Below are 12,814 nucleotides of genomic sequence, written 5' to 3'. Positions count from 1 at the left end.
AAAACATCCTTATTATTTTCACGTCCACAAATTTTTGTATCCTTGCTTACGGAAAAGCCAGTTTGCCCATTACCGTTGGTCTTGAAGCCCCCGTCGCTGACGGTACGTTATTCGAAATGCCCCTTAAGCAGTCATGGCCGAGCAGCGCAAAGATAACCGCCTCTTTGGCATCGTCCGCAAGTCCAAGCGATCCGGAGGTCGTCAGCTGCAGCTCTGGCAGCTGACGCTGAAGCATCGCCATCAATGTACGGTTATGCGCCCCGCCGCCACTAACGATCAGCTCATCTATCCGGCTTCGCGGCATAACCAGCTCCCTGCATGCTTGTGCAATCGAATAGGCGGTAAACGCCGTCGCCGTTGCGATTATATCCGCGGCTTCAAGCCCGCGCTCCGCAGCCCGAACAAGAAATCCCCTTGTATACTCCGCCCCAAACAGCTCTCTGCCCGTCGACTTAGGCGGCGGCATCCGGAAATAAGGATGTTCCATCAGCTCGTCCAGCCATTCCTCATCCGGTTCCCCAAGCGCGGCCCAAGCCCCTTCCGCGTCATAGCTCATCCGGCCATCCGTTAAGGTGAACACCACTTGATCTATGATCATATTGCCAGGCCCCGTATCAAAAGCAAAAATATCGCTCACTCCGGCTCCGGCAGGGATAGCAGTACAATTGCCGATTCCGCCGATATTTTGCAGCAGTCTTCCTTTTGCGGAATCGCCAAATAAAATCAAATCTCCATAGGGGACAAGCGGGGCTCCTTGACCGCCTACAGCCATATCCGCAGGCCGGAAATCGCCTACGGTTAAACATCCCGTCCGTTTGGCGATGACGGACAAGTCCCCTATTTGCAAAGTTGAACTCGGCTCAAACGGATCGGCCGATGAAGCGTTGGGCATATGCCAGATCGTCTGGCCATGGGAGCTTACAAAATCAATTTGCTCCATCGGCAATCCGGCTTCGCGCGCGCCTTCTATAGCCGCTTCTGCAAATACTTCTCCCAAATAAGCGTTCATGCCGCAAATGGCAGAGACGCCGGAGGCCGCCGGATCGCAAAGCTCCTTTATTTTGTTGCGAAGCTCATCGCCGTATGGCCTTGTGTAATAGTGAAGCAGCCGCACTTTGGATTCCCGGCCGTTCCCTTCGATTTCAACGACAGCGGCATCGACCCCGTCAAGCGAAGTTCCCGACATCAATCCAATGCCAATGACGGCCGACTTTCCTGTTGACCAAGCGAGCATGCGCCATCACCCCCACCCATGTAGTTGAATGCCTAGTTTAAGCGTGCAACGAATCGTGCCAGACGTTAGCCGCGAAGCTTCTCCAAGGCGAGCAGCACCGCTCCATAAGAAGCGTCCCGCTTCGGCTCGATACAGCGAAGTAAAGGCTGTCTCCATGCCACACGCTCTATGAAAGTGGAGCGCATTTGCCTGTTTTCAGTAAGCACGCTCCCCAGCAAAGCGATTTCCCCATCCCGCATATCCAATTGCTCGACTAGCGACGATGCCATCTCCGCAAGCGCATCCGCATTTTTCCGTACAATGCGCTGTGCGACTCTATCGCCAGCTTCGCATGCCTCGGATAGCAGTGGAGCCAAAGCGGCGATTTCCTTTTTGCTTCTCGCCTTGTCATACACATAACCTATAAGTTCGGGCACGCTCGTCAAACCTAAGCGATCATATACAAGCTCTGTAATAGCCGTGTTCGGTTCGCGACCGTCCGCCGCACGCACAACCGCCGCCAGCAAATCCCTACCGATGCTGTAGCCGCTGCCTTCATCGTCGATGAGATGGCCATAGCCGCCTACACGTTTGGTCATGCCCGATGAATGGCGCCCATAAGCAATCGAACCGGTTCCCGCGATCAAAATAGCTCCGTATAGCCCGGAATGCGCTCCGCACAGTGCCGTTTCGTGATCTCCACCAAGGACAAGCTCGCCGCCAAAGCCGCCGCTTCGCATACCGTCCGTCAACAATCCGCCTACAACGGGATTGCTAATACCCGCCGCTCCGACACAAATGGCCGCGCAAGCGGCAAGCCCTCCCGCAAGTGCCCCATCGATAACGGCGCAAGCCTCCGAAAGGGCGGCACGCACGCTAGTTTCATCCTGTCCGTTGTAATTTAAGGGACCCACCGTGAAGGTATGAAGGACTCCGCCATTTTCGTCAGCTACGGTTACCGCCGTTTTTGTCCCGCCGCCGTCCAGCCCTGCTACGTATCTCATATCCATCACTCCGACTTTTGTTGTTAATAAAGGTGAAACCGTTTTTTCCGAACCGCAAATAGCCGGCTTTCTTCGCGGAACTGCTCCAGCAGCTCCGAAACGTTCACCGATTCGTCGCGATAAACGTTGTCTCCTCCAAGCAAATCAATAAACGGCCTGCCGTTTTCCTTCACCGGGGGGAGAAAGGCAAATGGCTCGAACAGCCTTTGGACGGTAAACAAAAGCCGGACCCCCAGCTCCACAGGCCGAACAGCTTTTTCATCCAGCACATGGACATAGACGCCTCCGCACAGCTCTCCCTCATGTTTGGAGAAGGTTGGCTTAAAAAAGACAGGCCGGAAATGTACGCCCGGCAGCTTCTGCCCGTTCATTTCGCGGGCCAGCAGCTCGGAATCCACAAACGGAGCCCCGATCATTTCAAACGGCGCTGTCGTACCTCGCCCCTCCGACAAGTTTGTTCCTTCGAACAAACAGGTGCCGGGATACAGCAACGCGATATGGAAACGCGGAATGCCCATCGAAGGCGGAATCCACACCTTGCCCGTATCGGAGAAAGTCATCTCCCTACTCCAGCCCTCGCATTTGATGACATGCAGCTCCGCGTTCCAGCCTCGCTCTTCGTTTGCCATCACAGCCACTTCTCCCCCGGTAAGACCATACCGCACAGCCAGAGGATAGTTGCCGACAAAAGAAGAGTATTTCTCCTTCAGCACATTGCCTTCGACCGTGTTTCCGTCCAGCGGATTGTACCGATCCAGCACAACAAAAGGTTTGCCCGCCCCGGCGCAATCCTCCAGAGCAAAAAGCATCGTGTATATAAACGTATAATAACGAGTTCCGACGTCTTGAATATCGTAAACGACGATATCGACGGCATCCAGCATTTGTTTGGAAAGCCGTTTGGAATCTTTGCGGTAAAGGCTGTACACCGGGACCCCGGTAGCCGGATCTTCATACGTATCCACCAAAGCCCCCGCCGCCATATCTCCTCTCACTCCATGCTCGGGCGAGAACAGAGCCGACAGCCCAAAGCGCTCGTGCAAAATATCAATCGTAGACCGAAACTCAGCCGACAGCCCTGTCGGGGACGTAATAAGGCCAATCCGCTTCCCCCGGAACAACGGCTCGTATTCCGATATCCGGTCAATTCCGTTTAAAATCATCGCACTCTTTGCCTCCTGTCCCTGTTACAGCTCAGACTGGCGCAGACGCATCGTTTCCGCCGGAATCATAAACGTCTCCGCATATTCCTTCCTCGCCTCAAGTCCGCGCACTCTCGCCAACGACTTATAATAATCCATATAATTAAACGATTTGCTGCCGGTCACAAACCAATGCGTCGACAGAGCCTTAATCCACAAATCGAATGCTTCCTGATTAAAATCGACGTACACATAAGGCACGTAGTCGACCGCGTCCTCCCAATTTTCTCCGTAATAAAGCTTTGGGGCAAAATGAGGCTGATGCTCCCGCTCCATGGCCCGCAAGCCTGCGAAAAAACGGGCGTCATTGACGATGCGATGAGTCGTCGCGTGGTCTTTGTGCATGCTGTTCCGATGATGCGTAATAATGATAGTGGGCTTTAGTTCACGAATGACGTCGCAAACGCGCAGCCGGATGGCCTGATCGTCTGGAACTTCGCCGTCCGGGATTTCGAATACGCGGGCTTCCCCTCCAAGCATTCCCGCAAACGTATGCGCCTCGCGAATTTTTTGCTCCCGGTATTCGTGAACGTCTTGTCCTTCCGGCACGCCTCTCTCCCCGGCAGTTAGGGCGAGCGTCGCAATTTTGTCGCCTTTCAAATAATGGCTGGCGAGCACGCCTCCGGCTACCAGCTCCACATCTCCTACATGCGCGCCTATCCCCAAAATCGTGATCGGTTCTCTTTCACTCATGACTGGAAAGCTCCCTTCTCATCGTAGCGAATGTTTTGACTGTGCGAAAGCCGGCTTTTTCATAAATGCGCTTGGCGGGATTTTCGCTTCCTGTATAAAGAGACATATAGTCCGTTCCGATCGATTGAAACGCTTCGCAAAGCCGGAAAAACAAGCTTGAACCAAGGCCATGCCCTTCATGGGCAGGATGTACGCCGATTCCGGCAAAATAGCCTCTGCCGCTTAGCTGGCGAATAACGGGACCCGCGAAGCCAACCGACTTTCCGCGAAATGCGGCAATGACGACGGGCACGCCAGCTTCGGCCGCCGCCGAAACTTCTCGTTTCCAAAGCGGGTTGTCGAGCGCTTCTAGCAAAGCGTCCAGCTCAAGCTCCGCCTGCTCTTCGGCACCCGCACTTTTCCTAACGACTGCCGGCTCCGCCGAGCCTAGCAAACCAACCGTATATCCTTGCTCCGCGCCCACTCGTTCTTTTTCCACAACGCTCTCCGGCACTTTAAAATCCCCAAGCGGCAAATACATCGCGCATTGAACGGCCCGCTCCGCGTACCCCCGGCCCAGCAAAAAATGATGCAGCGCGCTTCCCGCCGGAACCCCAGGGGCATTGTTGTGTTCGTGACGGTCCGTTCCCGGAATGTACCAAGGCAGCTGCATTGGGTTAAAAAACAAAACATCCGATTGCGTTTTCCCCAGCTCTCTGAACCGGGACTCCAAAGCGTCCAGCAAAAGGCCGAAACGGATGTCGCGGACAGTCCCGGCATCTTCTTTTAGAATAATCGCCGTTATATATCCCGCCCTCTCGCCAAGCGGTAATTCATCTCCCGTACAGCCGCACGCGAAGCCGGTGACAGCTCCCTCTTCCATCCATATAAACGTGCAAGCGGGATCGAAATGCGGATTACCAGCGATGATGCGGTCAAAGCTTTCCTCCGTCATTTCTTTATAGCCGTCCTTCACCGCCACTGTATTCCAAAGCTCGATAGTCCCCATTTTATACCGATCATCCCATTGCACAATCATGCCTATCCCCCGCTCCCTCCTTCGACTTGCCAAGCCGCTACCATGGAAACCACACGAAAAAGGCTGCGGGGAGAGCCGCAGCCTTTACTGGCGTCAGCTAATCCCCGCCCGTTATCGATATGCGCCGACTATCCTTTGACCGCCCCAACCGTTACCCCTTCGAGGAAATAACGCTGCAAGCTGAAAAACAGAATAAACATCGGCACCGCTGAAATCGTCGCTCCGGCCATCATCGGCGCAAAATACGTCGTGTTGGCAAACCGGAAGTTTTTGAGGCCGACCTGAATCGTCTGCATATCCATCGTGTTCGTCACGAGGAACGGCCAGAAAAACGTGTTCCACGATTCCATAAACGTCAGAATAGCCATAACGGCCATGACGGTTTTGGACAGCGGCATAATGATTTTGGTGAAAATTTTGAACTGGCTGGCGCCTTCCACCTTAGCGCTCTCCAAAATTTCTTTCGGAATGGAGCCCATAAATTGTTTTGCCAAAAAGATATTGTATACGGTTACGAGAGACGGCAAAATAAGCGCCTCATACGTGTTTTGGATTTCGAAAATGTTGACGATCAAAATATAAAGCGGAACTTGCGTCACCTGATACGGAATCATCATAGCCGCAAGCAGCACGGCAAACAGCACGTTGCGCCCTTTAAACTGGATTTTGGCAAAAGCATAACCCGCCATCGTAGCGAACAGTACATTGGATACCATAACAACCGACGCGACTATGAGAGAGTTCACAAGCCAGCGCCACGTATGCTCGCTGAATTGAAAGAAAAACTTGTACGATTCCAGAGAAAACTTGCCCGGCCAGATGCTGTAGCTAATGGCACCGGCTTCGACGGGATCTCCAAAGGATGACATGATCATGAAATAAATCGGAAACAGCGTCGCAAGCGCAAACAGCAGAAGGAGGACAACTATAATCGTGTTCCGTACATATCTGGCTGTTCGGTTGCCTAAATGATTGTTAAACAGGGCCAAATCGGGTCCCTCCTTCTGCTAGTATTCAACGTCCTTGCCCAAAAATTTAAACTGGATAAATGCGATCAAGCCGATGATAAACGCCAGCACAAGCGATTGAGCGGCCGCCTTGCCGAACTCGAAATATTTGAACGCCGTATCGAAAATAAGCAGGCCAACCATCGTTGTGGAATGATCCGGGCCGCCGCCCGTCATCAGGTAAGCGTTCTGGAATACTTGGAACGAGCCGATTACGCCGGTCACCAGCAGGAACAAGGTCGTTGGCTTCAAGCACGGGATCACGATATGCCACATCTTTTGCCAAAACGTTGCCCCGTCAATTTCCGCCGCCTCGTAGTAGCTTTCGTCGATGCCAAGAAGCGCGGCTACATAAATGATAATGCTTGTGCCGTGGCTCGATAGCCAAGACATCAAAACAAGCGAAAACATCGAAGTGGAGCTAGAGCCGAGCCAGTTCTGATTGTCGATGCCGAGCATCCCGACCAGTTGATTGAGTACGCCGCCCGGCATCGGATCGAAAATCCAAAGCCATACGACGGATAGTGCGACGCCAGACGCTACAGCAGGCAAATAATAAATCGCTTTGAAGGTCGTCTGCGCCCATTTTTTAAGCGGCATAATCATAATGGCTACGCCGAAGGAAAGAAGCAGTGCTACCGGAACGGTAAGTATCGTATACAGCGCCGTGTTCCAGACCGCTTTGCCAAACAGCTCGCTTTTGAAAATGCTCGCGTAATTGTCGAGTCCAATATAGGTGGAACCTAGAGGCCGATACTCTTGAAAACTGATGAGAAGAGCGCTAATGACGGGATAAGCGGTGAACAGAGCGTACACAAGAAGCGCAACCGCAATAAATGCGTACCCCCATGCTCCGTCACCTTTATTCAAGCGATTCTTAATGCCAGATGTTGTTCGAGCCATCCTGCAAGACTCCTTTCCACTACCGAAACTTCAGCTAAAACGTAGATCGGATAGCCCCCCGTTCAAGGGGCGGCTATCCGAACCGGGACGCGCTACATTACTCTTGGACAACTCCGTCCGCACCGAAGGCTTCTACAGCAGCCTTTTTCACGGCCTCGTACATTTCTTCAGGCGTAATTTCGTTTGCAAGCAAAGCTTGCAGCTTAGGAATAATCACTTCTGTCTCTACTTTAATCGCTTTTGCGCCAAGGTCAACAGGGATGTCTGGACGAGCCGGAGCCGCATGCTCAAGCATTCTGTCAACAGCCGCTACGTTGTCCGGATTGCGAGTGGACTCCATCGTTTCAGCGATTTTGCGCGCGCTGTCTGAAATATGAGCTGCGAACAGATCGGCGTTCGTTTGCGCCGCCACTTGACCGCTTGCTAGGAAGTAAGCCGCTTTTGCAACGTTTGCTTTATGCTCGGCAGTAGGCTCTTTTTTGCCGCGGAAAGCGACGTAGCCGTCAACTACTGCATGGGATACCGCTTCATGGCCTGCGAAGGATGGGAGCGGCAATACGATGTAATCGACTTTGATGCTGCCCGCTACCGCGCTGCCGTCGTTGGCGTCGATTTTTTTGTTATTGTTGTTAGCGGAGTTTTCAAATACGGCAAGACCTTTGCCCGTAATCATCGTTTGGCCGGTCAGGAACATATTCCAGCGCTTGCCTGCGTCTACGGAGCCGAGCTCTTTCGGCATGGAGCCGTCGTCGATCATTGTTCTAACCGCTTTCAAAACTTCAAGGAAGTTTTTACTTGTGTATGCATACTTATTATCCATTGTAAAAGGAGACGGCAAGCCCGCATTTTTCACCAAAATGCCGAGGTAGTCTCTGGATGCTACGCCCGCTGTTGCGAAAACGAAGCCGTAACGGGAAGTCGTTCCGTTTTCTTGCACGACGCCTTTTTTGATCGCCGCGCGGAACTCGTCGTAGGTCCAGCCTTCTTGCTGCACTTTTTTCCAATCGATGCCCGCTTCCTCAAGGAACTGCTTGTTGCCGCCGATCGCGTGAACTTCCATGTACGCTGGAAGACCGTATTGGCCGCCGTCCTTCTGCATGTAAGACAATGGCGCTTCGTCAAAATCAGCTAGCATTTCCGGTGTGAGCACATCCTTCATATCCATCACCATGCCCATTTGAGCATACTTGGAAATACCTTCGGAGTTAATAAAGGCCAAGTCCGGCGGGCTGCCCGCATTCACTTGCGTATCCAGCTTCTGAGTCATATCTTCCCAGCTGGCGGGTTCAATTTTTAAAGTCAGGTTTGGATATAGTTTGTTGAAGTCTGCTTCCATCTGCTTGAAATTTTCCTGGTACTTAGGGGAAACCGGCGGCAGCAAAGCCGTGATCGTGTCTTTCGCCCCGGAATCGGTTCCGGCTGAAGCGGACGGGCTAGTGCCAGGCGAGCTGCTCGGTCCCGCATTGTTGTTGCCGGACCCGCATGCGGACAATGCGCCTACGGACAGCATTAGTGCCAAAACAGTTGCAGCAAATCTTGTTTTTCTTTTCATTGCTGAGATCCTCCCTTAAGTTAAATTCTATATACTCTCATCTGGCCAAGCAATACTACATGACTTTGGTACAGACGCGTATAGCCTTTTTCAGGCTGCCACCGCATTCCAAAAGCACTTTCCGCGCTTCCTCCGAGCCGAGTCCTGACTTGATCATCATGATGGCCAGCTTGCAATCCATCCCGGCCTGACTCAGCACTTCCTCCGCAGCCGCCAAATCTGCTCCCGTCGAGGTCGTAATCATTCTAACGGCTCTTTCGTACAGCTTTTTATTGCTGGCTCTCATATCGACCATCAAATTGTTGTACGTCTTGCCCAGCTTCACCATTGTGCCCGTTGTCAGCATGTTGAGCACGAGCTTTTGCGCCGTGCCTGCCTTCATACGAGTGGAACCCGCGATGACCTCCGGCCCGACAACCGGAGCAATCGTAATGCCGCTTACCTCGCTCAGCCTCGTCTCTTTGTTGTTCACCACACAAATCGTCTGAGCGCCGATTTCCCCGGCTCTGCGCAGCCCTTCAATCACAAAGGCAGCGCTTCCACTTGCAGAAATGCCAATGACGGCATCCTTGTCTGTGACGCCAATCCGGTCGATAAGCGCCCGGCCTTCCACTCCATCGTCCTCGCAGCCTTCCACGGCAACTCTCAGCGCAATATCGCCACCGGCAATATGTCCCTGAATGAGCTTTGGGTCCGTTCCGAAGGTTGGCGGGCATTCCGAGGCATCCAGCACACCAAGCCTGCCTGAGGTTCCCGCGCCGATGTAAAACATTTTACCACCGCCGGACAATACACGATGAAGCGCTTCCACAGCTGCGGCGATTTGGGCCAGCTCCGCTGCAACCGCCGCCGGGACCGTCGCATCCTCCTGATTGATCAGCGCCAGCATTTGCTCCGTGGTCAGCTCATCAATCATGTCCGTACTGGCATTAATCCCCTCCGTCGTTAAGCTTGCAAGATAGTCATTCATAGTGATTCCCCTAACGTGATCATGGATCGGGCTCGCTTTTCTCCACTCCGCCCGTTTGATCGATTGATTCTGTTGTGTAGCTTAGCTTTATATTAAACTTTTTATTTCAGACGCGTCAATACATTTTGAAATAAAAATTTATATTGAAAATTATAATTGGCATTTTATATCAAGGAGTGAAGGAGGGGATTCGCTTTGAAGGGGGGAGAAGGCTGGAGAGGGTTTGCTTTGATGGTGTACCTTTATTGGTTTCTGGCGCCGCAATTTACTCTAGAACAACTGTTTCCGCACCTCTAGTTGTTTCTGGCATCACTATTTACTCTCAAACACCTGTTTTCGCACCTCTAGTTGTTTCTGACACCACTATTTACTCTCAAACACCCGTTTCCGCACCTCTAGTTGTTTCTGGCACCACTATTTACTTTCGAATACCCGTTTTCGCACCTCTAGTTGTTTCTGGCACCACTATTTACTTTCGAATACCCGTTTTCGCACCTCTAGTTGTTTCTGGCACCACTATCTACTTTCGAATACCCGTTTTCGCACCTCTAGTTGTTTCTGCCCACCACTATTTACTTTCGAATACCCATTTTTGCACCTCTAGTTGTTTCTGGCACCACTATTTGTTCTCGGGCATCATCCGTTTTCACTACGAAAAGCCGGAGTTATCCGCTTGGCTGAATGCTCACCCATTGGGGGGCAGCAGCATAGAATACAAAAAAAAATCAGCACCACACGATGCTGATTACGCCAGTTATCTACAACCAAAAATAACACGAAACAGGAGTGACTATAAACATGTCCTTTTTGCCCCCATTCGGACCGCCGTCGGGAGGACCTCCATTCGGGCCTCCGGGAGGACCTCCATTCGGACCAGGACCAGGTCCAGGCCCTACGCCCGGCCCTCCAGGCGGCCATCAGCAAATGGCGCCAACCTCGCCGCCGCCATCGTTTGTCCCTCAGCACCAATCTGCCTCACTGCTGACCGTCGATTCGGGCGGCATTCGCCGCTGCATGTTCCGCTTCACGTATATATGGCTTCATAACGGCAGCCAGTTCTGGTACTTTCCTATCTTTTTGGGACCGCACTCGATCGCCGGGTTTAGGTGGAACGGCTTTACGTGGCTGTATGTCGGCTTTGACCTTCGGTCGATCGAATCGTTTAGCTGCGTTTAAGGAATAACGATCTCTTTGTCTTTGCAAATATACTTGAACTTTGTATTGATTTTATCCGGCCCGTACTTTTTGACTTCCTTAGCGATGCGCGCATTTAGTTTTCTTACTCGCTTCGGAATGGGGACGCAAATATATCCGCCATCACAAGGGTCGTCGATTTCACAACATGAGCAACAGGAATGTTTTTTCGAAGAGGAAGAAGCCGCTCCGTTACGTCCGGATAACGCTAAAGCGCCTGCTCCTGCCTGGGCCAATACCGGAGCAACAGGATTGTTTTCGATGATGACCCTGCTTTGACTCGCGACGCCACACTGCGCAGCATTGATAAACGGGTTGCTTGCAGGGACAAACGGAAACATAATGTTTTGTGGATTGTTGTTATGGCCATCTCCTGGATTCGAAGGATCGTTGATCGTAAAGCTGTTCGAATCGTTGTTCAAAAAGCGGCCAAACAGAACATGCCCAGCTTCATGAGCAAGCAAATACGAATCGATCGCATCGTCGCTTAGGACGCAATGTCCGACAAGGCGGAAATTGTTCGTGTTGACGAAATTGTCAATATAAGGACCCGCATTGCCAACTGCGCCGGAGCTGAGTGTCGGCCCGCTCACATAGACCACATAAATCGCGATCGCATTGTTTGTTGCCGCTTTTGTTTGTGAGATCAAATTCACCACCCTTGGATCGGAGCTGCTCGGTACCGTACTAGCTACCAAAGTAACGTCGTCCCGAAAAATGATTTGCTGGGAAACAAAGTTAATGTTGCAGCTTACTCCGGGAAAAAATCCTGTGCTCCACACCTGAGTCGCTCTTGTAATATCCGCCGTTACTCGGGCGAGTCGCAGCTCCGGTGTATCACTTGATCTTGCCCCTCTGGTAAAAATGCTAATCACGTTAACAGTTGCCATAACCATCCGCCTCCTTGTAAAAGATAAGGGTTGTACAATTACAGGAGATGCAAAAGGTTACAAAACGGCTTGGACAAACTGCCGACAGAGCAGCTTTTTCATAAAAAAAGGCTTAACCGGAAGTAATGCCGGCTAAGCCTTTTTTCTCGTAAGTCTATTAAGCCAACTAGCATATGAGCTAGCCCCATCGTTTGACCTTTTCTATATCTATCTTCTTCTTTTGTTCGCAATAATCGTGTGGCTCTTGGACAAGTACTTTTTCACTTGCTGGTAATCGGCGCTGGCTACGCCTGCAAACAGCATGTCGATAATCGTAAGCATAGCGATGCGCGAGCCCATGGCGCCGCTGCGGATCGAAATTTCCGGCGTCGAGATGCTGAGCAGCGTGTCCGCCCGGTCCGATAGCTCGCTTTTGCTATACTTGGTAATCGCCACGATATGCGCTCCGCTCTTTTTCGCCATATCAAGCGAGTCCAAAATTTCAACCGTGTCGCCGGAATTGCTGACAAAGATAGCGACATCCTCTTTCGTAAGCAGAGTCGCAGCCGTAAGCTGGCTATGCCCGTCCACAAACGCATGACAAATCTTATTGATTCGCGTAAACTTTTGCTCCGCATCCTGCGCTACGAGTCCCGACGCGCCAATGCCGAAAAACATAATGCGCTTGCTCGTCCGAAGCGCCTGTACAGCACGCTCGACAGCCGACCGATCCAGCACGCTCAGCGTATCTTCAATCGATCTCATGTTGTTGCGGCTAATGTTGGAAATGATCGTTTGGAGCTCGTCGCCGGGCTGAATGTCCGTATACTGGTCCGCCGACTCTTCGTCCATGGAACCGAGCGAAGCGGAAATGCTGACGATGAAGCTGCGATAGCCGTTGTAGCCCATCGTTTTGCAAAAGCGCAAGACGGAGGCGTCGCTCGTTTTGCTAGCTTGTGCCAGACTTTTGATAGATAGATGCGGGATCTCTTCCTTATTGGCCAAAATGTACTCCGCGACCAGCCGCTCAACGGGCGTCAGACTGTCCTTGCGGTCCCGGATTTTGATCAAAACGTTATCGTTTATCGCCATGTGCCGCTCCCTGTCCGTTTCATATTTTTGCAACTAAATAGTATACGTATTAGGAACAAATTACAAGTAGTATTCCGATATGTTCCATTGCCTTATT

At 51.9% G+C, this 12,814-nt stretch carries 12 protein-coding genes; 1 reads left to right on the top strand and 11 read right to left on the bottom strand.

Annotated features, from left to right (window positions below; all coding sequences use genetic code 11):
• Positions 1-46 precede the first annotated feature (46 nt).
• From ACFQZE_RS20665 to murQ, 9 genes are all read right to left on the bottom strand, one after another.
• The gene (locus tag ACFQZE_RS20665) at positions 47-1,234 is read right to left on the bottom strand and encodes an anhydro-N-acetylmuramic acid kinase (protein WP_379360590.1); all 1,188 of its coding nucleotides are present in this window, start codon (positions 1,232-1,234) and stop codon (positions 47-49) included.
• 65 nt (positions 1,235-1,299) lie between these two features.
• Positions 1,300-2,217 (bottom strand): N-acetylglucosamine kinase, encoded by a 918-nt coding sequence (locus ACFQZE_RS20660; protein ID WP_379360588.1) that lies wholly within the window; start codon positions 2,215-2,217, stop codon positions 1,300-1,302.
• A gap of 23 nt (positions 2,218-2,240) precedes the next feature.
• Positions 2,241-3,380: an exo-beta-N-acetylmuramidase NamZ family protein gene (locus tag ACFQZE_RS20655; RefSeq protein ID WP_379360586.1), complete on the bottom strand. Its 1,140-nt coding sequence runs from the start codon at positions 3,378-3,380 to the stop codon at positions 2,241-2,243.
• A gap of 24 nt (positions 3,381-3,404) precedes the next feature.
• Positions 3,405-4,112, bottom strand: a complete 708-nt coding sequence (locus tag ACFQZE_RS20650; RefSeq protein ID WP_379360584.1) for a PIG-L deacetylase family protein — start codon at positions 4,110-4,112, stop codon at positions 3,405-3,407.
• Positions 4,105-5,130: a GNAT family N-acetyltransferase gene (locus tag ACFQZE_RS20645; protein ID WP_379360582.1), complete on the bottom strand. Its 1,026-nt coding sequence runs from the start codon at positions 5,128-5,130 to the stop codon at positions 4,105-4,107. Before ACFQZE_RS20645 ends, ACFQZE_RS20650 begins: the two co-directional genes overlap by 8 nt.
• 128 nt (positions 5,131-5,258) lie before the next feature.
• Complete coding sequence (locus ACFQZE_RS20640; RefSeq protein ID WP_379360580.1) at positions 5,259-6,119, bottom strand: carbohydrate ABC transporter permease; 861 nt, start codon at positions 6,117-6,119, stop codon at positions 5,259-5,261.
• Between the two features lie 18 nt (positions 6,120-6,137).
• Positions 6,138-7,040, bottom strand: a complete 903-nt coding sequence (locus ACFQZE_RS20635) for a carbohydrate ABC transporter permease (protein ID WP_379360578.1) — start codon at positions 7,038-7,040, stop codon at positions 6,138-6,140.
• 97 nt (positions 7,041-7,137) lie between these two features.
• Complete coding sequence (locus tag ACFQZE_RS20630; protein WP_379360576.1) at positions 7,138-8,592, bottom strand: ABC transporter substrate-binding protein; 1,455 nt, start codon at positions 8,590-8,592, stop codon at positions 7,138-7,140.
• Between the two features lie 55 nt (positions 8,593-8,647).
• Positions 8,648-9,562: an N-acetylmuramic acid 6-phosphate etherase gene (murQ, locus tag ACFQZE_RS20625; protein WP_379360574.1), complete on the bottom strand. Its 915-nt coding sequence runs from the start codon at positions 9,560-9,562 to the stop codon at positions 8,648-8,650.
• Positions 9,563-10,360: 798 nt separating this feature from the next.
• Between murQ and ACFQZE_RS20620 the strand changes: the two genes are divergently transcribed.
• The gene (locus tag ACFQZE_RS20620) at positions 10,361-10,738 is read left to right on the top strand and encodes a collagen-like protein (protein ID WP_379360572.1); all 378 of its coding nucleotides are present in this window, start codon (positions 10,361-10,363) and stop codon (positions 10,736-10,738) included.
• Here the strand turns inward: ACFQZE_RS20620 and ACFQZE_RS20615 are convergent.
• Positions 10,735-11,646 (bottom strand): zinc metalloprotease, encoded by a 912-nt coding sequence (locus tag ACFQZE_RS20615; RefSeq protein WP_379360570.1) that lies wholly within the window; start codon positions 11,644-11,646, stop codon positions 10,735-10,737. The genes ACFQZE_RS20620 and ACFQZE_RS20615 overlap by 4 nt on opposite strands.
• Before the next feature lie 207 nt (positions 11,647-11,853).
• Positions 11,854-12,717 (bottom strand): MurR/RpiR family transcriptional regulator, encoded by an 864-nt coding sequence (locus tag ACFQZE_RS20610; protein WP_379360568.1) that lies wholly within the window; start codon positions 12,715-12,717, stop codon positions 11,854-11,856.
• Positions 12,718-12,814: the final 97 nt, after the last annotated feature.

The organism is Paenibacillus sp. GCM10027627 (assembly GCF_042675505.1).
GTDB lineage: Bacteria > Bacillota > Bacilli > Paenibacillales > Paenibacillaceae > Pristimantibacillus.
This window is presented reverse-complemented; position numbering and strand designations above follow the sequence as displayed.